We start from the raw sequence: 22734 nt of genomic DNA, 5'->3' as shown, positions 1-22734 counted from the left end.
GTCAACGGTAGGATGGTGAGGTCAAACCCCGAGACGATGTGGAGTAGTCCATCACCATGGCCAAAATCATTTATACGCGCACCGATGAAGCGCCGCTTCTGGCGACGTACTCGCTCAAGCCGATCATCGAAGCATTCGCCACCTCGGCGGGTGTCAAGGTCGAGACCCGCGACATCTCCCTCGCCGCGCGTGTGCTGACGCAGTTCACCGATCGCCTCCCAGAGGACCAGCAGGTCCCTGATTCTCTGTCGGAACTGGGCGATCTGGCCAAAACGCCAGAAGCCAACATCATCAAACTGCCCAACATCTCGGCTTCTGTCCCCCAGCTCAAGGCCACTATCGCCGAGCTCCAGTCGCAGGGCTACGAACTGCCCGACTACCCGGACGAACCATCGACCGATGATGAGCGCGATGCCAAGGCCCGCTATGACAAGGTCAAGGGTTCAGCAGTCAATCCGGTCCTGCGTGAGGGCAACTCCGACCGTCGCGCCCCACAGGCAGTCAAGAACTTCGCGAAGGCCCACCCTCACTCGATGGGTGACTGGTCCTCTGACTCTAAGACCAATGTCGCCACCATGGCCGCCGGTGACTTCCGTGACAATGAGAAGTCCGTTGTCATCCCGGCCGATGACACCCTCCAGATCCGCCTGCGTCCCGCCTCGGGCGAGACAGTTGTGCTCAAGGAATCGCTGCCTGTCCTCGCTGACGAAGTCATCGACGCCACCAAGATGGATGTGGCCGAACTCCACAAGTTCCTCAAGGCTCAGATCGCACGGGCCAAGGACGAGGGCATCCTGTTCTCAGTCCACCTCAAGGCCACCATGATGAAGGTCTCCGACCCGATCCTCTTCGGACACGTCATCGAGGCGTTCTTCCCCGAGGTCTACGCCGAATACGGTGTTGCCCTCGCCGAGGCGGGTCTGACCTCCGACAACGGACTGGCCGCCATCCTCGGCGGGCTCGATGCCCTCCCATCTGATGTGGCCGACGGCGTCAAGGCCGGCATCGAGAAGGGCATGGCCGAAGGCCCCTCCCTGGCGATGGTGAACTCCGATAAGGGGATCACCAACCTGCACGTGCCCTCCGATGTCATCGTCGATGCCTCAATGCCCGCGATGATCCGCGTGGGCGGCAAGATGTGGAACAAGGACGACGCGACCCAGGACGCCCTGGCCGTCATCCCTGACTCCTCCTACGCCGGTGTCTACCAGGCTGTGATCGAGGACTGCCGTGCCAACGGTGCCTTCGACCCGACCACGATGGGCACCGTACCCAACGTCGGACTCATGGCCCAGAAGGCCGAAGAGTACGGCAGCCACGACAAGACCTTCGAGATCGCCCAGGACGGCGTCGTCGAGGTCGTCAACTCCGCCGGTGAGGTCCTTCTGTCCCATGATGTTGCCGCCGGTGACATCTGGCGTGCCTGCCAGACCAAAGACATCCCGGTCCGCGACTGGGTCAAGCTGGCCGTCACCCGCGCCCGCCTCTCCGAGACTCCCGCCGTATTCTGGCTCGATGAGACCCGCGCCCATGACCGCAACCTGCGGACCAAGGTCGAAGAATACCTCGGCGAGCATGACACCGAGGGTCTCGACATCCGCATCATGAACCCGGTCGAAGCGACCCAGTTCTCGATCGATCGCATCCGTGAGGGCAAGGACACCATCTCGGTGACCGGCAACGTCCTACGTGACTACAACACCGACCTGTTCCCGATCCTGGAACTGGGCACCTCGGCGAAAATGCTCTCCGTGGTTCCGCTCATCGCCGGTGGCGGCCTCTTCGAGACGGGTGCCGGCGGTTCGGCCCCGAAGCACGTCCAGCAGCTGGTCGAGGAGAACCACCTCCGCTGGGATTCCCTCGGTGAGTTCCTCGCCCTGGCCGAATCGTTCCGTCACGAGTTCAACGTCCACGGCAATGCCCGTGCCGGTGTGCTTGCCGACACGCTCGATGCTGCGACCGGCACATTCCTCGAAGAGAACAAGTCGCCGTCACGCAAGGTCGGCGAGATCGACAACCGTGGCAGCCACTTCTACCTCACCCTCTACTGGGCACAGAACCTGGCCAAGCAGACCACTGACGAACCGCTGGCCGAAGCCATCAAGCCTGTCGCTGAAGCACTCGAGACCAACGCCGAGAAGATCTCGGCCGAACTTCTCGAGGTGCAGGGCAGCCCGGTCGACCTGGGTGGCTATTACTACCCGGACGAGGCCAAGCTCGACTCGGCCATGCGTCCCTCGGCAACACTCAACGAGATCATCTCCTCGCTGAGCGCGAAGGTCTGATCTGAGCGACACACGCATCTGATCTCACTTCTTCAGGTCAGACGCCGCATCACCTGACTCATGCGCCCATCAGCGACTATGATGGGCGCATGAGTACTCAAGACCCCCGTGGCGAATCTCAGACGCCCGAAGAGCTGCTAGCCGAGACACAGTCCGTGCTCGGCGACGAGGATCCGGCAACCGGGAACACCCGCGAGGTCGCACCGACACAGCAGGTTGATCCGACACAGCAGACGGAACCGGCGCAGCGCCAGGAACCGACTCCTGCAGGCAAGAATGCCGACCTGTCTCAGCTCAAGGGTGGCTCGGGCATGTCGGCGGGAATGTGGGTCTCCCTCATCCTCGGCGCCGCCATCGTCGTGCTCCTGCTCATCTTCATTCTGCAGAACAACGTCCCCGCCGACTTCCAGTACTTGGGCTGGCAGTTCCAGCTGCCGCTGGGCGTTGCCATGCTCTTCGCCGCGATCGGCGGCATCTTCATCGCCGGCATCATCGGATCCGTGCGGATCTTCGTGCTCAATCGCAAGCTCAAGAAGATCACGAAGGCTCTGGGCCGCTGATACATGGAGTCCCACCCCGGTTTCACGCTCCTGCCGACCCAGCTCGATTCCACCATCGTCCTCGCCGACACTGACGCTGAGGCCGAATGGGCACGCATCGATCTCTCCTCGCTGACGAAGCAGGAGATGAACTATGCGAGTGAATTCGAACCCGATGCCGCAGCCACCTGGGCTGCAGGGCGGGTAATTCTTCGCCACGTCCTCGGCACGCACCTTGACCGCGACCCAGCAGACATTGATATCCGTCTCGACTCGGCCGGCAAACCACGAGTCGAGGAATGCGAGTTCTCCGTCACGCGAGCCAGGCGCTTAGTCCTCGTGGCTGTCGCCGACGATCCCATCGGAATCGACCTCGAAGCTGTGCCCGAACACGCGGTCGCAGCCGAGGCGATGTCGCTGCTTCACCCGAAAGAACAGTCCGAACTCGAACAGGTCCCGAAATCCGAGCTGGCGACCGACTTCGTCCGTGTCTGGGCACGGAAGGAAGCCTTCCTCAAAGCTCTCAGCACGGGCCTGGCACGCGACCCAGGCATGGACTACATCGGCGCCGCTGCCTCACCCAACTCTCCGCACCCCGACGTCGAGATCTTCGACCTGGAGTCCGGACTGCCCGAGGGCTATCACGCCGCCATCGCGTTCAACCGCTGAGGTTAAGTCCGGTTCAGCGACTCACTGTGTTCAGTCGCCAGGTGTGTTCAGTCGGTCGATACTGAAGTCCCGTCAGAACTCTCGTCTTCGGCGAAGTCGGGGCCATTGGCTCCAGTGGTGAATACGATGGCGATGGCCAGCGAGCCGAGCCCGGTGAAGCCGAACCAGATGAAGCCTGACGCCGGGCTGCCGACGAGGGCGAAGATCACGGTGATGATCGTCGAGACCACCCAGAGCGAGTCGAAGATCGCAAGGTACTTCACATAGCGCTTCTCCCCTTTGCGGACACCATAGGAGATCTCCGTGGCGGCGCTGAGGAAGAGCAGGACGGTCGCCGTGATCGCCAGCCACCTGGGTGCGAGCAGGAATGACTCGACTGCGGGAAGAAATGCGCAGAGAGCGACTGCGATGAGCAGCTTGGCAACGCCATCGGCGACGAACCCGAATTTCATCATTCTCCGATCCTACTCAACCGCTCCTGCCTGATCATCTCTGGCCACGCTCGCTCAACAAAGACTGCACCGTCTCCAACGCCTGGTGCAGCACGGCGGCTTCCACGTTCGAGTGGGCGATGACGATACCGTGTCTGACGTCGCTGTCCGCACTCCATCCGGCCGCCAGCGAAGCCACAAGTATCCCTCGCTCTGCCAGATCGGTGCGAAGCCGTGCCGCAGTGGTCGCTCGCGTCTCGATGACGAGGGTCCGACCTTCGTGGACGAGGCCGGGGATCGCCCCCACTTCGGCCACGACCACCTCGGCAGCTCTGAGTCTGCGCCGCCCACGCGAGATGCGCCGCCGCAATCCTCCCGAGCTCAGATAGGACGCGATCGCTGTCTGCATGACCGGTGAGAAGGCCGGGCCCAGAGCGGCGCGCATGCTGCTCAATCGGTGGCCGATGTCCCCGTGGGCGATGATGTACCCGGTGGATACGGCCGAGGTCAGCAAGGTCGAGAAGGTGCCGATGTGAACCACCTGGGCCGAAGTGTCTGTGGACTCCGCGAGATCGTAGAGGGTGGGCACGACGGTGCGGGTGTAGCGGGCTTCACTGTCGTAGTCGTCTTCGATGACGATGACGCCGGTCGCCTGCGCCCATTCCAGAAGTTTGACGCGCCGGTCGATGGGCATGGTGGTTCCGTGCGGGAACTGATGGTTGGGGGTGACGACTACCGCGCCGAGGTGGTCAGGAGTGCCATCGGCCGGGTGTGTCGTGTCGATGGGCCGGAGATCGCGGTCGGACATGGCCTGACGCAGACCCGGAAACCCGGGGTTCTCGACGCCGATCGCACCCTCAACTCCCGTCGTGAGGAGCAGACGAAGCCCATCACGGGACCCGCTGGTGAGGATGATGTCATCAGGGTCGACGTTCATCCCCCGCGTCAGGCGCAGGTGGTCGGCGATCGCCCATCTGGCCTGCGGCTGGCCGAGCGGATCGATCGGACCAGGATCGATGTCGAGCGAATCACGCCACGCCCTGCGGAATGCGGGCTCCTGCAGTGGGTTGTCGCCGCCGAAGCCGGGACGCAGGTCGACGAAGCTGCGCAGCCTGCGTCGTGGGACCTGCGGTGAGCGCATCCGTGGGTTGCGTGTGCGCGGCGTGCTCGGCAGCTCCGGGTTCACCCGTGTCGCGGAGCGTTCGGCTGTGACGAGGAAGCCTTCGACGACGAGTTGGGCGTAAGCGGTTTCGACGGTCCCACGAGAGACATCGAGGTAGGCGGCCAGACGCCTGCTGGCAGGCACCGGTTCGCCGGGACGAACCGCCCCGGCGGCGATGAGTCGCCTGATCTCGGCCACAAGCTGATCAGGCAGCGACGTCGAGACGTCCCGATCGATGTCGATGGGCAGCGCAATTCCGTCGGCTCGGAGCAGAAGCGTTTCCGACTGGGCAACAGTGGGACGCGTCGGTTGAGCAGGAGACATGCCCCGATCATACTGGCCTAAAACTTTTCATGTTTTCTGGCACTCTTGTTGAGCCACCCGTGGATCTAGTCTTGTGGTGAACGGCCGTTCTCACCGATCAATTCGCCCGGCCCATCGGGCTCACCATGCTTGCTCACATCGGGCTCACCACGAACGGAAAGTACGACAATGACACAGACACAGACCCTGCTCAACACCGGCCTGGCCCAGATGCTCAAGGGCGGCGTCATCATGGACGTCGTCAACGAGGAGCAAGCACGCATCGCGGAGGCTGCAGGCGCCTCGGCGGTCATGGCGCTCGAACGCGTGCCCGCCGACATCCGCGCTCAGGGCGGAGTGGCCCGGATGAGCGACCCCGACCTCATCGACGGTATCACCGCTGCCGTATCACTTCCGGTCATGGCCAAAGCCCGAATCGGGCACTTCGTCGAGGCTCAGATCCTCGAGACTCTCGGTGTGGACTACATCGACGAATCAGAGGTCCTCTCCCCCGCAGACTTCGTCAATCACATCGACAAGTCCGTCTTCAAGGTGCCCTTCGTCTGCGGTGCGACCAACCTCGGCGAGGCACTGCGGCGCATCACAGAGGGCGCGTCGATGATCCGCTCGAAGGGTGAGGCAGGCACCGGCGACGTCTCCGATGCGATGCGCCACCTGCGGACCATCAACTCCGAGATCAGAGCACTGGGTGCTAAAAGCGAGGATGAGCTCTACGTCGCGGCCAAGGAGCACGCGGCCCCATACCACCTGATCAAGCAGGTCGCTGGCCTGGGCCGACTGCCCGTCGTGACCTTCGTCGCCGGCGGCATTGCCACTCCGGCCGATGCTGCGATGATGATGCAGTTGGGCGCCGACGGCGTCTTCGTCGGCTCCGGCATCTTCAAGTCCGGCAACCCCGAAGCTCGCGCCAAAGCCATCGTCGAGGCGACCACTCACTTCGATGATCCGATCGCCGTGGCGAAGGCCTCGCGCGGTTTGGGCGATGCCATGGTCGGCATCAACGTCGCAGACGTTCCAGCACCCCACCGCCTGGCGGAGCGCGGCTGGTGAGAGTCGGCGTCCTCAGCCTCCAGGGAGCCTTCCGAGAGCACCTCGGCGTGCTCGACTCCCTGGGGGTGGGCTCCCGCAAGGTCACCAGACCGGAGCACCTCGAGAGCATCGATTCCATCATTCTGCCCGGTGGCGAGTCATCGGCCATGGTGCGCATCGCTGCCACCACTGGGCTCTTCCCCGCACTCGAGGAGAAGATCAGTGCTGGTCTGCCGGTCTTCGGCACGTGCGCGGGACTCATTCTCCTCGCTGATCGGCTCACGGATGATTCGCTGGGTGGCTTCGATCGCCTCGGCGGACTTGATGTCACGGTGGCCCGCAACGCCTACGGCAGGCAACGGGAATCGTTCTGCGCACCGGTGCAGGTCACCGGGCTCGACAGCACATTCGAAGCGACATTCATCCGGGCTCCGCAGATTCTGAATTTCGGCACTGATGTCCAGGTGCTCAGCGAATACGCTGAGGTACCCGTCCTGGTGCGGCAGGCAAATATTTGGGGCGGCAGTTTCCATCCGGAGCTTGGGACGGATACGAGGATCCACGAAGAATTCCTGCACAGCCTCACAGCGATCGTGTAGGGTTCCGGGTTCGCGCAGTTGGAGTCATCTCCGACACGGTCGTGTGCCCAGAGGAAACTGCGCTAGTTGAGTACGAGTCCATGCTGGCCCGGCGCTAGGACTCTCAGCGAGCTGGTTCCGGCCCGCAGATCCAGCCGGCGGCAATCACCGATGAGGTCGCCGTCGAGCTGGACCGGTGCGGGACCATCCAGACTGATGCTGAGGTCAGTCCCTCGCCAATAGTGCAGTGAGGGGTTCGTAGCCGGGCGCCTGTTCACACAGTCCCACCCCACCCGCGCCCATTCGACGAGGCGATGGCGGGGTTTCGTCGTGGTGAAGGCGACGGCCAGGAACTCGAATTCTCCCGCGGTCACCTCGGCGTGTTCAAACACGGGAATCGGACCTGCAGGTCGAGCCGTCTTCGACGCCATCACCGCCCACGACTGAGTCGGGGCCACGAGCTGCGCCCCTGCGATCTCGACGTTGATGAGTGGTGCGAAGAGCGCGCGGGCGGCGCCCCAGGCATACCCGAGGAAACCCGGCAGACCGGTTCGCCCTGCGATGGCTCTCGCATCTCCTCCGATCCCGGCCATGGATAGGAATTGTTCACATCGCGGACCATCAGCGGTGAGGCAGTGGGCCTCGTTGACGGGAACTTCGCAACTGCGCAGTGGGATGGACCCCAGATGAGACTCGACCAAGCCGAGTGCGTGCTCAGCCGAGCGGATTCCGATGTGCCTGGACAGGACATTCGCGGTGCCGGTCGGAATGATTGCCACTGGCACCTCGGCAGCAGCCAAGATCGGAGCGCTGGCGCGCAGCGTGCCATCGCCTCCGAGCACGACGATCAGATCTGCGCCCCAGTCGAGCATCTGCTTCGACTGTTCGGCCCCCGGCCATTGCCGCGTCGTTGTGGCGCTGCGATACGTGATCCGTTCCCGTTTGAGGATCTCGACGAGGCAGGCATAGGCGCGCATGGTTTGTGCATGTTTGGGGTTGACGAGGATTCCGACCTTCATCGCAGCCTCAGGCGAAGGCGGGGTGAGAGGCGGCAGCAGCCTCGGCGCGGTCACGATCGACAGCATCACCGCCGAAGGGTTCGATGATCAGGCGTGGTCCGGTCTTGCGCGGTGAACGCCTCCACGTTGCCTGAGCCTTTGTGCCGTCGATGAGGGTGTTCTTGAACATGCCGTTGCCACCGGGGACGACGAGCTTCTCGTGCGCCGGGTCCAAGGTGGCGCTGCGATCCTTGTAGCCGAGGATGATCTCATCGAATCCAGGCAGCAGGAGGAGTTCATTCGCCCGTGAGCGGCTCTCGTGCAGCTGGTCTGCCAACTCGGGTGCTTGAAAGTGCTCACGGCCGTCGATGCTGACCTCGACGACCTCGCCTTCGGCTACCGCTGCGGCTATGGCTGTGCGCACGGGTGTTTTGGGCAGTCCCGTCCACCGTGCGGCGTCGTCGATGGTCACGGGCCCGTGGCTGAGGACGTAGCGTCGCATCCATTCGTGCACGGCGGCCTCGGCGTCGAGTTCGACAGGGTTCGGGATCCAGTCTGCGGTGAGGACGTATTTCATATCATCTTTGCCTTCGACCATCGGTCCCTGAACGATGATGTTGCGCAGCGCCAGGGTGGTGATGAGGTAGCGTTCGTGCCCGTATTCCTTGCCCGCCTGCAGAGGTTCGAAGGCATCGAGCAGTTCTTGGCGGGTCAGGGGCCCACGGTCGCGGATCGCTTCTTCGGCCAGTTGTGCGGCATCGTCGACCATCGCATCGTCGATGCCGAAGGACTCACGCCGCTTCGCCACAGATTTCAAGGTCCGTTGTCCGGTCAGCCCGAGGATCCAGCCCAGGTCCTCAGCCGTGGCCAGGTGAATCGTGCCTCGCTGCGTCCACGTTCGGATGATGTTCCCAGAGTCCATCGCCTCACGGACGGCAGCGACCGAGGATCCAGTGCGCAGCGCGATCGAGACCAGTGCACCACCCAACGCCTGAGCCTGGACACACCCGAGATGTCGGACGACCGACTGGGCCGTGGCTGTTTCCGATCGCGGCGAATCGATGAGTCCCTGGGAGATCAAGCGGGCGGCTGAGACCTGGTGTGAGTCCATGAGCCAACGATAGTCCACGGCACTGACGCGAACCGGCGTCTCACTGCCGCAGGATCAGCCGAGGATGTCGATGAGCCCGGGCACGGAAACCCGCGGCAATGCGCCCGAGGTCGCGAAACGTCCCCAAATATTGCGCAGCTCTGGACCCGCGATCTGTGCCGATTGGCCGTAGTCGAGGAAGCTGTCGTGCCAGATGTTGCCAGGGAACAGCAGAGGAAGGTCCCCGGAGTGCGCGGCGTCGAAGAAGCTGCCGTCGCCGCGAGAGACGATGAGGAGGCGTGTGCCTTGACCTCCAGACATGCGGTGCCGATCGTAGAATTCTTTAGCCGCACGAGTGTAGACCGCCGAGGTGATGCCTGAGATCAGCGATTCGAGCATCGGGGAGGTCAGGTGGCGGTCGTGCAGACGCCGGAAGGCGGGGACGAAACCGGCGAAGAAGGCGATCTCGCGTTCCGTGCGGGTCATGAGCACATCGTATTTGCGTGCGGCTTCTGACCATGCGGCAGCGGCGTCGGATTTCGCCGGCAACGGATAGGCACCGTAGTGGACGCCGAAGCACATGCCAGCGTGCAGTCCCCCGACCAATGCAGCCTTGTGCACTTCGTCCTGTGCGGCGAGGACATCGTCGACGCTGGCCTCGGGGTCGATCTTCTCGGCGACCTTCGCCATGGCCCAGTTCATCGGTTCGGTGCCACCGGCGAGTCCCAGTGGCGCCGACGCCAGGATCACGCGGCGGAAGAGACTATCGGTCGCCTCGGCGATCATGAGGTGAGCGCAGGCGTCAGCACCGGCGCTCTGCCCCGCGATCGTGACATTGTGCGGGTCTCCCCCGAATGCTGCGATGTTGCGCTGGACCCACCGCAGAGCCGAAATCTGGTCGAGGAAGCCGAGGTTGGCATGTTCGGGCTTACCTGTTCCCAAGAAACCCAGGACGCCGAGGCGGTAGGTGACCGAGACGACGATGATGTTCTGTTCCTCGACGAGGGTGTGCGGATCGTAGATTGCCGCATCACCGGCGCCGGCGACGTAGGCACCGCCGTGGATCCACACGAGCACAGGCAGTGCCGAAACGTCGTCGCCCGTGTTCGCGGGAGATGTCACGCTCACCCGCAGGCAGTCTTCGCTGGTGGGCAGGCCCCCAAGCTGATCAAAGGTCATCCCCGCGTTCGGGTCGCGTCGGTGCTGCGGACTTCCGGGGCTGGGATGTCTGCCGTCGATGATGTCAACGCGAGGCTCATCGACGGGACGGGAGAAACGCTGCGCGCGGGCATAGCGGATGCCCCGAGCTCGGATCACTTTGCCGTCGACGTAGGCTCTGACCCGACCGCACGGCGCATCGACATCCCGCCAGGCGTTCAACATGGACTGCCGCCTATTTGGAGGCGACGACCGGGGGCTCTGCCGACCAGGGGAAGACGATCCACTGATCGGTGCGCTTCCACACGAAGTCCGGGTCGATGATGGAGGCTGACTTTGCGTAGATCACTGCGGACTGGGCTTCGGCGCCGTGCTTCTTGAGCAGCTCGAGGACCAGGGCGAGGGTGCGGCCCGAGTCTGCGACATCGTCGACGACGAGCAGTTTCTTGCCTCTGATGGCTTCGATGTCGAGCATCGGTGCCAGGAGGATCGGGTCGGGCAGAGTCTCATGGACATCGGTGTAGAACTCGACATTGATGGCGTCGGAGAGTTTGAGGCCGAGCGCGTAGGCCAGTGCACCGGCAGGCAGCAGGCCGCCGCGGGCGATTGCGATGACGATCTCGGGGTCGTAGTCGGAGTCGGCGATGGTCTGCGCCATGTCCCTGGCCGACGTGCCGAATGTGTCCCACGTGAGGATCTCTTTGTCATTGAGATCGTTCGAATCGGCGTGGTATGCCTGGCCCATGAAGACTCCTTGTGAATGCCCGTTGTTTTCCCGAGCTTCAAGGATACGCGGTCGGTGACTCAGTGCAGAAACGTTTCGAAGACTGCCGTTTTTGGACGTGGCTCCCGCTGCACTCAGGCTTGTGTTGACGTCCCTCTCGCCATAGATCCGGCCGATCTCGAACGCTGTGAGAATCTCCACCAGAATCACGACCAGTGTCTTGCGCTTCGAGGGGATAGAGACCAGATAGCCCGGTCATGAACGTTCGATCCTGAGCACCCAAGTCTCCCTCCAGTACGAGACTCGCTCAGTGGATCACCGTGACAGCTTCGGCCGAGGGGGCTCTCCCCTGCGCCGATTGCGAAGGTCGATCAGTCGAGAGCATCCAGGTAGACCCACCGGCCGCCCCTGCGGACGAATGAGGAGTTCTCCTCAAGGGTGTGCTCGCCGAGGTGGTCCCGGCATGTTGCTCGGAAGTGCACAGTTCCCGTTTCGTCGGATTCCGATCCTTCTGTCGTGCCCAGGATTTCCAGGCCCAACCACGTGGTGTCGGTGTCGAGTTCGATGTCGGCGGGCCGGGTCTTGGCGTGCCAGGTGCGAAAGAGGTGGTCTTCGTTTCCGCGGGCGAACGCGGTGTAGCGAGAGCGCATGAGCGCCTCAGCAGTTGTTGGCCATGTCTTGACGTCCAAGGCAGGACGGCAGCAATTATCGTAGTCGGCGCCGGGCGGCATTCCGGAACAGGGGCAGATCATGACTCGATGGTATCTCTGAGGTGCTTGCTGGCTGGTTTCGTACCACTATGGACGGATGAGCTGAGTTTTCCTCTCCGGCGATGCCGAAGCCGATGCCCTCCTTGCCGATGACTCCTTTGCCCTGCTGACGGGCATGCTGCTCGACCAGCAGATCGGAAACCCACAACACTTACGGACAATCCAGCCGTTCCCGACCCGAGAGCTCAGATGCGCACCGTGAAGAATGAAATCGAGATCCGCTTTTTTCCTGATTGGGGTCGGAAGGAACCGCTCTGGAGTCATGACACCTGGGACATTGCAGTCAGGACCTCCGACCTTCCGATTTCGATGGAACTCGCCCATGATCTTCATAGTTACATGGATTTCTGGGGCGACCACTTCGACCCGTTCGACGACTGGGATTCAGAATCGTCTCGGGCCCATTTTGCGGCCGAAGGGTCCCGTCTTATCCACGAGTTGAAAGAGCAGCTCAGCGGATACGCAGTCATTGTGGACGAAAGAGATGAAGACTTTCAGTTGTAAATCCCTACACGGTGATTGCTCAGCCGCCTGCACTGCCAGCAGATGCCCCCGTCCTGGCATCCAGGTGCGGACTACGGCAAAATTGGATGCATGACTACCAATTCTGTCTACCTGTCTGGTGATCCAGCATCCGACGAACTTCTAGCACGCGATCCCTTAGCCCTGCTGATGGGCATGTTGCTTGACCAGCAGGTGCCGATGGAAGTGGCGTTCGCCGGGCCAGCGAAGCTTGCTGAGCGTCTGGGCAAGCTCGATGTGGTTGAGATTGCTGAGATGAATCCGGATGAGTTCCTGGAGAAGTTCTCGATCAAGCCGGCGGTGCATCGTTTCCCGAAGTCAATGGCGACGCGGGTGCAGAAGCTGGCAGCAGAGATCGTCGACGAATATGACGCTGACACTGCAGCGATCTGGACGTCCGGAGATCCGACGGGTCCCGAGGTGCTCAAACGCTTGAAGAAGCTGCCTGGTTTCGGTGAGCAGAAGGCAAAGATCTTCCTGGCCCTCCTGGGCAAACAATTCGATTTCAACGCCGATGGATGGCGCGAGGCAGCTGGAGACTACGGCACTGCAGACAGCCGTCGCTCGATCGCCGATGTGGTCGATGAGGACACTCTGTTGGAAGTCCGCGCCTTCAAGAAGCAGCAGAAGGCGGCCGCGAAAGCAGCCAAGAAGTAGCTCCGCTCACTCGCGGGCAGGTTATCCACAGATTCAACTTCGCCTGTTCTCAAAGTCACAGTTCTCGCATAATGTAGAGATTCCGGGCGCGATTCGTACATCGGCGCCGGAGTTCTCGACCACAGAGGCGTGGAATGAAAACTGGACTTGGCGGACGTATCCGCTATCGAACGACGACGAGCATTGCACTGACAGCCGCACTGGCACTGCCGCTTGTACTGTCGGGATGCGAAGACCACTCCCCTGTGGCTGCACCGACATCGACTCTGCCCGCCAAGGATCCCACTGCGGCATCCCCTGCTGCCGATCCGCAGCCCACGATCCCCGCCTACGAGACCGAACTCGATCTGAGTCCTGAGGAGACGGAAGCCGTCGAAGGGGCATTGGTCGCGTTAGACGGCTACGTCGCAACATTAAATCGCGTATTTGAGTCGGGGGGTTCCGAAACTGAGTTGGATGATGAATTCGCTGCAGGTGATGCTCTCAAGGCACTTAGTGATGACTCAGACGACCTGAGGAAACAAGGTCAATATATGGCAGGCGAATTCAGATTGCAAAGCCGAAAAGTCAACAAAATTGCTTCTGACCAGAACCAAATTTCTATTCTCTCGTGCGTGGACAACGCTGCGTTTGCCCAGGTAGGCCTTGGGGAGGAGCTCCCCGATTCTGCCCCGGAACCATTAACTGTCGAGTTCGTCGCAAAGGCGGACGGTGAGGTTTGGAAAGTCCATTCTCAGAATCTGTGGAGCGAACAGTGCGCAGACTGAGTATCTTTTCCCTCCTACTTACGAGCCTCTTTTTCCTCACCGTGGTCCATATCGGCCCGGCCCATGCGGGACCAGTATGTAGCGCCCTGAATCTAAAGAAATGTCATGCAAAAGGGCCGGGGTCGGGAGGCGGAGGAGGCAACCCAGCCCCACCTCCTCCAGCGCCCGCACCTGGGCCAGGAGACGGCGGAGGTAGCGGCGGGGGCGGGTCCGGTGGTGGAGGCGGTGGGAACGGCGGTGGTGGAGGCGGACTGCCTGATTGCGTCTTCGAAGAAGTCGGTTATATCTGCGCAGCTCTTCCGGGGCCTGGCCCGGGGCCCGGAGGTGGCGGTGGCGGCGCTCCTGTGCGGCCGGAACCACCCTCCCGCATTCCTGAGTCACAGTTCCAGACCTTCGACATTCCAGCTCCGACGATTCATGCCTGGCCAAAGGACTGGGCCGTCATCGGCAAACCGGCGGCCTTCTGGACGGATGCGGACACCAGCTACATCGACATGACACTGCTGACGTACTCGGTCACTGTGAAGGTAACCCCTGAGAAGTACTACTGGGATTTCGGCGACGATACCGGAGGAACAACCTCGAAGTCCGGATCGAAGCCACGCCCCGGCGACGAACCGCAGATCGGGCATGACTACCAGAAGACCGGTGCGAAAACGGTTAGTATGACTGCGACATTCAGTGGGGAGTTCTCTGTGGACGGTGGGCCTTGGCTGCCGATCGATGGATTCGCTCACGTGGCCAGCAACGAGATATCGATCGATGTCTACCGCTTCCATCGCTACCTCGTCGATGAGGACTGCTACATGAACCCGCAGGGGCCCGACTGCAACTGAACCTCAGCCGATTTCGGCTAAGAACGCCCGACAAACAAGTCAGCCCCGCACCCGGACTTTCGGCTTTTCGAAGAACAGCACTGCGACGAAACCGATCAGGATGAGCCCTGCCGGCAACCACAGGGACTGGCCCATCGCATGAGCGAACCCGGTGGCGATTGCCTCCGGCATCCGCGCGCCCCCGCCGCCTGCTGTCATACCGCCGGCAGCCTCCGCCGCCGAGCCGCCGGTCATCCCGCTAGCGTCGTCGATGTTGGCGGCCAGACGAGACTCCATCGCCACGGCGATCGCAGCACTGCCGAACACCGCACCGATCTGTCGCACGGTGTTGTACACACCCGAACCCGCACCAGCGTGATGAAGGGCAAGGTTTCGAGTCGCCGTCGAGCTGATCGGTGCCCACATGAAACCGTTGGCCACACCCAGAAGCAGGATCGGCGGCATCAGCACCCATGGCGACGTGTCCGAGCCCAGAATCGAGCCGATCCAGAACAGTGCGATGGAAAACGCCCCCAAGCCAATGCCGGCAAAGACACGTGGACTTCCCCGGTCGACCATCTTGCCCACGAACGGGGCCAGCACCCCGGAGAGAATCGCCATCGGTGCCACCAGCAGCGCTGACTGAGTGGGCGAATATCCCAGCACAGTCTGGGCCCACAGCATCAGTGGGAACATCATCGCGGTGATGCCGAAGCCCACTGTCAACATTGCGATGCTGGCCAAGGTGAAGTTGCGATCCTTGAACAGCGAGAGGGGAACGAGCACCTCGGCGCGTGTGTACTTCTGCCACAGGACGAATCCGATGAGGAAGAGTATTCCCCCGCCGATGACGAAGGGGACGGTGATGGGCCCGATCAGCGGGCCCCACTCGACACCGTGCGCCTGCTGGATGCCGTAGACCAAGAGGAACAGGCCGCAGGCGGAGAGAACAACCCCCAGCCAGTCGAAGCTGTGGGCGTGCGTCTCCAAACGCGGCACGAGTCTCCAAGCCAGGACGAAAGCAATGATTCCGACAGGAACGTTGACGAAGAAGATCCACTCCCATCCGAAACCGTCCACGAGGAGCCCTCCCACAATGGGGCCGACCAGCGTCGCGATCCCGGCGACCGCGCCCCACATCCCCATTGCGGGCCCACGACGGTCGGCAGGAAAGACTCTCGTGATCACTGCCATAGTCTGCGGCGTCATCGCTGCAGCACCGAGTCCCTGCACCACGCGAGCCACGATCAGTGCGCCCACTGTGGTTGTCAGTCCGCACCACAGGGAGCTGACTGTGAAGACGATGAGCCCGACCATGTACACACGCTTCGGCCCGAACCTGTCCCCCAGTCGGCCCGTGATCAGCAACGGCACGACATACGCGAGCAGATACGCCGAGGTGACCCACACGACCGCATTGATGTCCGCATGCAGCGATTCCATGATGTCCGGCATCGCCACGGATACGATGGTCGAGTCGACGAGGATCATGAAAAAGCCGATACACAATGCCCACAAGGCACGCCACGGATTACTCGAAGTATCTGCTTGATTGCTCACCGACCAAGCTTTATCCTGATCTGCGCCCCGGTCAACTCATATGGCCCACAGGCGGCCAGAACCTGAAACAATGGCGACATGGTGTGCCGAATCTCGGAGTTGCTCGTCGATTCCCATTGGCCGATCGTCATCATCGGCGCGGGCCAGGCTGGACTCTCGGCCGCCCATTATCTCTGGCGCGACGGACTGGTGCCTGGCAAGGACTTCATCGTCCTCGACGCCGGGGCCGGACCCGGCGGAGCGTGGCGTGAACGGTGGGATTCCCTGACGTTGGGCTCGACGAACCATGTGGCGGATCTGCCGGGGTTTCCCCTGGGCACACCGGATCCCTCAGTACCCGCTTCGGCGGTGGTCTCCGACTACTATTCGCGTTTCGAACGCGAGCTCGAACTCTGCGTCGTCCGCCCTGCCGAGGTGGTCACCGTGAACTCCCCCACTCCCGGATCCGGGCCATTGGAGATCACGACCAAAATCGACGGTGAACGCATTCCCCTCTCGGCCCGATACCTGATCAATGCGACTGGAACGTGGACTCATCCCTATGTCCCGTTCGTGCCCGGCATCGCCGAATTCGAGGGCCGCCAACTGCATACTGCCAATTTCCGCGATGTCGAGGACTTCCGGGGGTTGCGGACCTTGGTCGTCGGCGGTGGCATCTCCGCAACCCAGTTCCTCCTCGAGCTCGCAACAGTGACCCAGACGCTATGGGCCACGCGCCGGCCCCCGAACTTCACCTCGCGAGAGTTCGACGGCAGATGGGGACTCGAGGTCGAACGTGCCGTGCGGTCGCGCACCTTGGCAGGACTTGCCCCGGCCAGTGTCGTGCGCACCACCGGCCTGCCTGTTCGACAGGATTTCCGCGACGGCGTCGAATCAGAGGTTCTCGTCTCGCGTGGAATGTTCGATGCGATCCTGCCCCACGGGGTCCACTTCCCCGGGCAGGTGGGCGAAGCACAGACGACCTCGGAGGGGCTTGGACCCTCGACAAGTGACCATTTGGCTCTGCCTGAGTCTTGGCAGCCCTTCGACCATGAACGTGTCGAAGAGGTCGACGTCATCTTCTGGAACACCGGATTCCGGGCCGCCCTCAACCATTTGGCACCGCTGCATCTGCGCACACCCGACGGTGGAATCTCCATGGAGACAGAGGTTTCGGTCAAGGATGACCGCCGAGTCTTCCTCGTCGGATACGGCTCCGCGAGCTCAACGGTCGGCGCCACACGCGCGGGACGGATCGCGGCCAGAGAACTGCTCAAACGGCGCACAGGGGCACCGCGGGCACGCACTTAGGACAGAGCCGGCGAATCAAGGACCTGACCGGCGAAGCTGACGGTCGGCAACATCTGCGCGTAGAGGTCGGCGGTGGCTTGGTCACTTGTCACCGTGACCATCTCGACGCTGACCTTGTACAGTCGACCGTCAACGGAGATTCCGGCAATTGCTCCGAAAAGCACAGACTCGGTTTCGTCGATGGCACGGATCTCCTGGCGGGCGAGCAGCCCGTGGACTGTCCAGTAGACACCACCGGTCACTGTCCCGGACGTCTCCTCCAAAACGCTCGATCGCGATTCCCCGGAGGTCTGTTCCTGTGCCGTATCGATGATGCTCTGTGCCGTTTCGTCGCCGGTTTCATAGCAGTTGACGGTGATGATGGCTCCGTGATCGCGGCTGTAGAGCTGATAGCTGTCGTAGGCGAGATCATCGTTCCATTCGCCGTCCATGGCCATCTGCACCTTGATCGGTCATTCCGGGCCCAGATCGACCCTCACCTGGGTCATCCCCGCAGGAATCGCAGGGGTGTCGGTTTCCTGGGGCGTCTCTCCTTCGGACCCGTCGTCGATGCCGACGCTGACCGGTCGCGAATCGCCCTCTGCTGTGCTCACACGCAGTGCTGAGCACCCGGAGAGGGACAGGCCCAGCACGATCACACTCGCCAGGAGGAAACTCCGATGCATGGGCCTGCTTTCGAACGGTGGAGTGGCGCTGCTTGGACACAGCCACTCACATGGTACCCACAGCGACCGCAGCCTGCACTGGCACAACTGTCGGGCGGGGCTTAGCCTGAGACTATGACTGAGCTTTCGATCTTCGACGACGATGATGTCAATCGCCTCCTGTGCATCGTCGCCCACCCCGACGACATGGAATACGGTGCTTCCGCGGCCGTGGCCAAATGGACCGACCAGGGAAAGGCCGTGTCCTACCTGCTCCTGACTCGCGGTGAAGCCGGAATCCGCGAAATGAGCCCTGAGAAGGTTGTTCCCCTGCGAGAGGGTGAGCAACGACAGGCATGCACGATCGTCGGTGTTGAGGACCTTGAAATCCTTGACTTCCCCGACGGTCTCCTCGAGCCAAGCCACGAACTCCGGCGTGCGATCGCCAAGAAGATCCGCCAGTTCAAGCCCGACGCCGTGATGGTGACCAACTGGGAACTCAAGATGCCTTGGGGTCTGAACCATGTCGACCATCGGGCAGCCGGCATCGCGACAGTCGATGCGATCCGCGACGCCGACAATCCGTGGGTCTTCACCGACCTCAAGGATGACGGCCTCGAGGCGTGGAAGGCCGACAGACTGTTGGTCAACATGGGTGATGCCACCCATGCCGTCGTCCTCGACGACGAACACGTCGACCGGGCCGTGCGCTCGTTGGAGGCTCACACCGTCTATCTCGAGGCGCTCCCCGACCACCCGGCCCCCTCGGACATGATCCCCGGAATCACCTCGGAAGCCGGAACACGGGCAGGCGTGAAGTACGCGCTGCCCGTGCAGGTATTCGATATGTAGCACCCGGCTCACCGAATCGGTGACCGGGCGTGACTCACTCAGGCGCCGAGTGCGGCGACCGCCGAGTCGTAATCAGGTTCGGTGCCGATCTCATCGACCAGCTGCTTGTGGATGACGGTGCCCTTTTCGTCGAGGACGACGACTGAGCGAGCCAGCAGCCCGGCCAGAGGGCCATCGACCATGGTCACACCGAATTCCTTGCCGAAGGCGCTGCGGAAGCCCGATGCGGTGACGACGTTCTCGATGCCTTCGGCGCCACAGAAGCGCGCCTGTGCGAAGGGCAGGTCGTTGGACACACACAGGACCGTGGTGTTCTCCAGGCTCGCGGCGAGTTCGTTGAACTTACGTACCGAGTCGGCACAGACACCGGTGTCCACGCTCGGGAAGATGTTGAGCACAACACGCTGACCAGCTGTGTCCTGGGAATTCACTTCACCGAGATCGTTGCCCACCAGGCTGAATGCCGGTGCCTGCACACCTTTGTCAGGAAGGTCGCCTACGGTCTTGACCGGTGCTCCCTGAAATGCTGTGGTCGCCATGCTTCGCGGTCTCCTTCAATCGTGATCAATGCTGTCAGTACCCACCCTACGTGAGATGACCGACACGAGAGGCTGCGGATCAGACCCAATCACAGCGTGCGCCGTTGCCCCACTCGTCCTCGATGGGCAGCTCGCGTATGGACACCAAGCACCGTGTTCTCACCGTCTTTGGTCTGAACGGCTCTGCTTGGGCTTAGACCCGAACTTCGACTCCACGACGATGAGGATGACGACGACAACCGCCCCGAGCAGTGCAAGGAGAATTGGACCCATCGTCGGATCGTAGGGGCCGACCAGGTCACCTGCGCCTTTGCCCTCTCCCTCGGCGGCTGCCTGCCACGGCCACAGCGCACGGAGGGATCCCAGCATCAGCCCCGCCATTACGAGGAGAGTCCACCACCGGTGGTTGCTGAGAAGGTAACGAAGGATGTTGACGAACACGGCCAGACCGAGCACGGCACCGAGTCCGAAGACTCCGAGATAGACGAAGTCACGGTCGCTGACGGCACCGAGAGTTGTTGAATACAGGCCTACGGCCAGGAGAAGGAAGGATCCGGAGACTCCGGGCACGACGAGGGCGCAGATCGCGACGGAAGCGGCGAAGAAGACTGCGATCAAGGGCGGGTTCTCGATGTTGGCGCCCCCGGCCAATCCAGTCATCCAGAACGCAAGTGCGGCGGGGATCGCAAGGGCGAGCACTCCTCCGATCACGGGCTGGCGGGCAGTGCGGCGTGGAAGCATCTGCAAGGGCACAGCGATGCTGGCGGCCACAAGCCCGAAGAACAGTCCGCGGGAGAGTTCGGGATTGCTGGAGACAAACGATTCCATCACGCCGGCGATGGTGAGAACGGCTGTCGCCATGCCCAGCAGGGCAGGAATGATGAGGAACCAGTCGGTGCGGCGCAGCTCGCTGAGGGCCCCCTTCACCCGATTCGGCCCTGTGATAAGGGTCTTGGCCGCGCCGACGACGTGGGCGGCAGAGTCGATGAGCTGATCGTAGATTCCGGTGACCAGCGCGATCGTTCCCCCGGAGACGCCAGGGACGAGTTCGGCGCTGCCGATGAGGAATCCGCGCAGCAGATCCAGTGGGATCAAGGCCTTGGATCTGGCTGGGGACTGGGTCTCTGATGGCTCAGCTGTGCTGTTCGACATGATGGTTCAACCCTAAGTGAGGGATCTGGACGATCGCTACATGCCTGTGGCGTGTCCGGTGAGACGATGGCCTCAGTCGCCGACGGCTCCGTCGATGTTCTCGCGTATGAGGTCGGCATGGCCCACGTGTCGAGCATATTCCTCGATCAGGTGGATGAGGATCCACCGGACGTTGAATCGATCGCCCTGGGATGGTTTCCGTGCTGCAAGCGTGTCCAGGTCGGCGATTCCGGTCAAGATCTGCCGCGACTGCTCGCATGCTTTGGCATGCAGGTCCAGAAGATAGTCGGGAGTGTCATCGGCTGCGCTCTGGAAGTCCCAGTCGTGCTGTGCAGTCCAGTCGACTGCAGACCACGGTTTCGACAGTTCCTGACCGAGGATGTCTTCGAGGAACCAGATTTCTTCGACCAAGCTCAGGTGTTTGATGATGCCGCCCAAAGTCAGGCTGGATGTCGCGACAGTTCGGTTGAGGTCGCTCGATTCCAGCCCTTCGACCTTTCTGCGCACTACCGCGCGATAGTAGTCTAGGAACTCTTCGAGGCCCTGCCGTCCATGTGGTGCTTCCGTGGGGTCAGTCGGCGGGAGGCTCATGCGCCTGGCTCGCTCTCGTCTGTGGGTGCCTTGCGGCCGATGTCGAAGACGTTCCCTTCAGGATCCTTCAATGTTGTCCATTCGATGCCGAACTCAGCAAACGATGCCACCTTCTGGGCGCCCAAGGCCACGGCGAGTTCGACATCGGCAGGATAGTGCGGGTCGTCAAGGTCGATGTGCAGCGGGTTCTTGCCCTCGCCACGTTCTGCGACCTTGAGGAAGAGCATGCCCGGTGTCGGCGATTCAGCGTTGTGGACTCCTCCGATGCTGGCGACGAACTCGTTCGCACCCTCGTCGAGGTCGGCTCTGAGGAGTTCGGCCCAGAAGATCGCTTGGGTTTCGACGTCTTTGCAGTCGAAGGTGATGCTCAGCGAGGACAGGGACGCCATGGCCGATGGTCCTTTCGTGGTGCTGTCGTCTTGAACTCACACTCTAGACTCAAGACCTGACACGAGGTCAGGAACACTGTCACATTGGAGGTCTCAGCCTCGTGGCTGTCGTGCCAGCTGCCGGGACTGGGCGACCAGCCGTCCCGCGGAGTCCCAGAGCTCGCAGTCCTCTTCGAACATTCCGCCGGCGATATTGCGCGTATATAGTTTCACCTTGATCCAGCCCGGCGCTGGCACGGCGCGCAGGTGAGCGGTGAGCTCCATCGTCGGAGCCCAGCCGAAGTGGCCGAGGTCGAACATCACCGGCGGGAAGGCATCGAGGAATGCCAGCAGCGACAGCGCATCTGGTTCGGTGCCGTCAGCCAGCCTGATCCAGCCCTGCAACAGGCCACGGCCGCTGGGTCGCCCGGCTGCGAAGCCGGCGGTGTCGGGATCGAGCCTCATATCGTAGCGTTTGATCAAGGGAGCGGACTTCACGAAGTCCCCGGGCGCCTCGGCGACGTTGATGCACTGGTCCGGGGCCGGCAGCTCGGGCGGGTTGGCCGTGGTTGCGACATCCTCGGGCAGACCTTCCAGGTTGCCCATCGTTGCCAGCGCAGTGATCTTCGGGGCGCCGCTCTGGGCCAGATCCAGGGCGAACGTGGCACTGGACCGGCCTTCGCGGATCATGCGCGTGGTGATGTCGGCGACTCCTCCCTGACTGGGACCCACATAGTAGGTGGAGAGCACCAAGGGGTCGGGAGCGTTTGGGCTGTTGAGGCGCAGAGTCTGCGCGATGATGCCGAGGAGGTATCCCCCGTTCACCGCTCCGGCTACGCTCCAATCTCCGTCGACCTCGGCGGTGAAGGCGGATTCCGAGTGGCGTGTGACTGCAGTGGCGGATTCGAACTCACTCAGGCTCGATTCGCGCGGATTCGTTTGACTCATGTGACTCACATTACCAAGAACTGAACAATCGTCCGCTCAGTGGGGTCGCCTATTGTGGCGTTCGCTGCCTCGCCGATAGTTGCCGGTCGCACGTGCCAGCAGCTGCTGGTCGGAGTCATGGCCGCGGCCGAGCTTTGGAATCAGTGCCGCCGCCTTCTTTCCGCCGAGTTCCATCACGGTTCGTCCATCACGAACAATCATGAGTACGCCTGGTTTCGTGATGCGGTAGTCGAACGGATCACCGTCGAGGCTCAACGCCGTCACTCCCCTGT

General features: G+C 62.3%; 27 protein-coding genes and 1 pseudogene. 12 read left to right on the top strand and 16 right to left on the bottom strand.

Features of this window, described 5'->3' with window-relative positions:
* Window positions 1-56: 56 nt before the first annotated feature.
* The 3 genes from AAFP32_RS06790 (at window position 57) to AAFP32_RS06780 (ending at window position 3493) form a co-directional block, all read left to right on the top strand.
* Window positions 57-2285 (top strand): NADP-dependent isocitrate dehydrogenase, encoded by a 2229-nt coding sequence (locus tag AAFP32_RS06790; RefSeq protein ID WP_350271164.1) that lies wholly within the window; start codon window positions 57-59, stop codon window positions 2283-2285.
* Between the two features lie 89 nt (window positions 2286-2374).
* Window positions 2375-2845, top strand: coding sequence for a LapA family protein (locus AAFP32_RS06785; RefSeq protein ID WP_350271163.1), 471 nt, complete (start codon window positions 2375-2377; stop codon window positions 2843-2845).
* 3 nt (window positions 2846-2848) lie between these two features.
* Complete coding sequence (locus AAFP32_RS06780) at window positions 2849-3493, top strand: 4'-phosphopantetheinyl transferase family protein (RefSeq protein ID WP_350271162.1); 645 nt, start codon at window positions 2849-2851, stop codon at window positions 3491-3493.
* A 47-nt stretch (window positions 3494-3540) separates the two neighbouring features.
* Here the strand turns inward: AAFP32_RS06780 and AAFP32_RS06775 are convergent, their stop codons facing one another.
* Together AAFP32_RS06775 and AAFP32_RS06770 are read right to left on the bottom strand one after the other, a co-directional pair.
* Complete coding sequence (locus tag AAFP32_RS06775) at window positions 3541-3948, bottom strand: hypothetical protein (protein WP_350271161.1); 408 nt, start codon at window positions 3946-3948, stop codon at window positions 3541-3543.
* 31 nt (window positions 3949-3979) lie between these two features.
* On the bottom strand, window positions 3980-5410 hold the full coding sequence (locus AAFP32_RS06770; protein WP_350271160.1) for a PLP-dependent aminotransferase family protein: 1431 nt from the start codon (window positions 5408-5410) through the stop codon (window positions 3980-3982).
* 168 nt (window positions 5411-5578) lie between these two features.
* On the opposite strand from AAFP32_RS06770, the gene pdxS reads away from it, so the two are divergent.
* Window positions 5579-6460 (top strand): pyridoxal 5'-phosphate synthase lyase subunit PdxS, encoded by an 882-nt coding sequence (pdxS, locus tag AAFP32_RS06765; protein ID WP_350271159.1) that lies wholly within the window; start codon window positions 5579-5581, stop codon window positions 6458-6460.
* Window positions 6457-7038: a pyridoxal 5'-phosphate synthase glutaminase subunit PdxT gene (gene pdxT, locus AAFP32_RS06760; RefSeq protein WP_350271158.1), complete on the top strand. Its 582-nt coding sequence runs from the start codon at window positions 6457-6459 to the stop codon at window positions 7036-7038. The genes pdxS and pdxT overlap by 4 nt, the downstream gene beginning before the upstream one ends.
* A 62-nt stretch (window positions 7039-7100) precedes the next feature.
* On the opposite strand, the gene AAFP32_RS06755 is transcribed toward pdxT, so the two are convergent.
* The 5 genes from AAFP32_RS06755 to AAFP32_RS06735 form a co-directional block, all read right to left on the bottom strand.
* Entirely contained in the window at window positions 7101-8036 is a 936-nt protein-coding gene (locus AAFP32_RS06755) for a diacylglycerol/lipid kinase family protein (protein WP_350271157.1), read from the bottom strand.
* A 7-nt stretch (window positions 8037-8043) separates the two neighbouring features.
* A complete protein-coding gene (locus tag AAFP32_RS06750) occupies window positions 8044-9126 on the bottom strand; it encodes a winged helix DNA-binding domain-containing protein (protein ID WP_350271156.1) in 1083 nt (360 codons plus the stop codon).
* Window positions 9127-9180: 54 nt separating this feature from the next.
* Window positions 9181-10488 (bottom strand): carboxylesterase family protein, encoded by a 1308-nt coding sequence (locus tag AAFP32_RS06745; protein ID WP_350271155.1) that lies wholly within the window; start codon window positions 10486-10488, stop codon window positions 9181-9183.
* A gap of 10 nt (window positions 10489-10498) precedes the next feature.
* Window positions 10499-11008 (bottom strand): phosphoribosyltransferase, encoded by a 510-nt coding sequence (locus AAFP32_RS06740; protein ID WP_101620305.1) that lies wholly within the window; start codon window positions 11006-11008, stop codon window positions 10499-10501.
* Between the two features lie 350 nt (window positions 11009-11358).
* Window positions 11359-11637, bottom strand: coding sequence for a YchJ family protein (locus tag AAFP32_RS06735; protein ID WP_350271154.1), 279 nt, complete (start codon window positions 11635-11637; stop codon window positions 11359-11361).
* A gap of 172 nt (window positions 11638-11809) precedes the next feature.
* Here AAFP32_RS06735 and AAFP32_RS06730 point away from each other — a divergent pair.
* The 5 genes and pseudogenes from AAFP32_RS06730 to AAFP32_RS06710 all read left to right on the top strand — a co-directional run.
* Window positions 11810-11893: pseudogene (locus tag AAFP32_RS06730) on the top strand (Fe-S cluster assembly protein HesB); the annotation flags it as partial.
* Window positions 11894-11955: 62 nt separating this feature from the next.
* Entirely contained in the window at window positions 11956-12261 is a 306-nt protein-coding gene (locus AAFP32_RS06725; protein WP_141322671.1) for a hypothetical protein, read from the top strand.
* 90 nt (window positions 12262-12351) lie between these two features.
* Complete coding sequence (locus AAFP32_RS06720; protein WP_350271153.1) at window positions 12352-12936, top strand: HhH-GPD-type base excision DNA repair protein; 585 nt, start codon at window positions 12352-12354, stop codon at window positions 12934-12936.
* Window positions 12937-13070: 134 nt separating this feature from the next.
* On the top strand, window positions 13071-13703 hold the full coding sequence (locus AAFP32_RS06715) for a hypothetical protein (protein ID WP_350271152.1): 633 nt from the start codon (window positions 13071-13073) through the stop codon (window positions 13701-13703).
* A 344-nt stretch (window positions 13704-14047) separates the two neighbouring features.
* On the top strand, window positions 14048-14539 hold the full coding sequence (locus AAFP32_RS06710) for a hypothetical protein (RefSeq protein WP_350271151.1): 492 nt from the start codon (window positions 14048-14050) through the stop codon (window positions 14537-14539).
* 39 nt (window positions 14540-14578) lie between these two features.
* On the opposite strand, the gene AAFP32_RS06705 is transcribed toward AAFP32_RS06710, so the two are convergent.
* Window positions 14579-16009 carry a DHA2 family efflux MFS transporter permease subunit gene (locus AAFP32_RS06705; protein ID WP_350271150.1) on the bottom strand — a complete coding sequence of 477 codons (1431 nt, stop codon included), beginning with the start codon at window positions 16007-16009 and terminating at the stop codon, window positions 14579-14581.
* 147 nt (window positions 16010-16156) lie between these two features.
* On the opposite strand from AAFP32_RS06705, the gene AAFP32_RS06700 reads away from it, so the two are divergent.
* Entirely contained in the window at window positions 16157-17368 is a 1212-nt protein-coding gene (locus AAFP32_RS06700; protein WP_350271149.1) for an NAD(P)-binding domain-containing protein, read from the top strand.
* Here AAFP32_RS06700 and AAFP32_RS06695 read toward each other — a convergent pair.
* Both AAFP32_RS06695 and AAFP32_RS06690 read right to left on the bottom strand, forming a co-directional pair.
* Complete coding sequence (locus tag AAFP32_RS06695) at window positions 17365-17799, bottom strand: hypothetical protein (protein ID WP_350271148.1); 435 nt, start codon at window positions 17797-17799, stop codon at window positions 17365-17367. The genes AAFP32_RS06700 and AAFP32_RS06695 overlap by 4 nt on opposite strands.
* Before the next feature lie 21 nt (window positions 17800-17820).
* A complete protein-coding gene (locus AAFP32_RS06690; protein WP_350271147.1) occupies window positions 17821-18033 on the bottom strand; it encodes a hypothetical protein in 213 nt (70 codons plus the stop codon).
* A gap of 114 nt (window positions 18034-18147) precedes the next feature.
* On the opposite strand from AAFP32_RS06690, the gene AAFP32_RS06685 reads away from it, so the two are divergent.
* Window positions 18148-18864, top strand: a complete 717-nt coding sequence (locus AAFP32_RS06685; protein WP_350271146.1) for a PIG-L deacetylase family protein — start codon at window positions 18148-18150, stop codon at window positions 18862-18864.
* Between the two features lie 38 nt (window positions 18865-18902).
* On the opposite strand, the gene tpx is transcribed toward AAFP32_RS06685, so the two are convergent.
* From tpx to AAFP32_RS06655, 6 genes are all read right to left on the bottom strand, one after another.
* Complete coding sequence (gene tpx / locus AAFP32_RS06680; RefSeq protein ID WP_350271145.1) at window positions 18903-19403, bottom strand: thiol peroxidase; 501 nt, start codon at window positions 19401-19403, stop codon at window positions 18903-18905.
* Window positions 19404-19562: 159 nt separating this feature from the next.
* A complete protein-coding gene (locus AAFP32_RS06675) occupies window positions 19563-20555 on the bottom strand; it encodes a DUF368 domain-containing protein (RefSeq protein WP_350271144.1) in 993 nt (330 codons plus the stop codon).
* A gap of 72 nt (window positions 20556-20627) precedes the next feature.
* On the bottom strand, window positions 20628-21146 hold the full coding sequence (locus tag AAFP32_RS06670; protein WP_350271143.1) for a DinB family protein: 519 nt from the start codon (window positions 21144-21146) through the stop codon (window positions 20628-20630).
* A complete protein-coding gene (locus tag AAFP32_RS06665) occupies window positions 21143-21535 on the bottom strand; it encodes a VOC family protein (RefSeq protein ID WP_350271142.1) in 393 nt (130 codons plus the stop codon). Before AAFP32_RS06665 ends, AAFP32_RS06670 begins: the two co-directional genes overlap by 4 nt.
* 93 nt (window positions 21536-21628) lie before the next feature.
* A complete protein-coding gene (locus tag AAFP32_RS06660) occupies window positions 21629-22462 on the bottom strand; it encodes a thioesterase family protein (RefSeq protein WP_350271141.1) in 834 nt (277 codons plus the stop codon).
* A 36-nt stretch (window positions 22463-22498) separates the two neighbouring features.
* On the bottom strand, window positions 22499-22726 hold the full coding sequence (locus AAFP32_RS06655; RefSeq protein ID WP_350271140.1) for a hypothetical protein: 228 nt from the start codon (window positions 22724-22726) through the stop codon (window positions 22499-22501).
* Window positions 22727-22734 lie beyond the last annotated feature (8 nt).

This window comes from Brevibacterium sp. CBA3109, from assembly GCF_040256645.1.
Classification (GTDB): Bacteria; Actinomycetota; Actinomycetes; order Actinomycetales; family Brevibacteriaceae; genus Brevibacterium; species Brevibacterium koreense.
The sequence above is the reverse complement of the archived record's forward strand: the minus strand, read 5'-3'. Positions and strand labels throughout refer to the sequence as shown.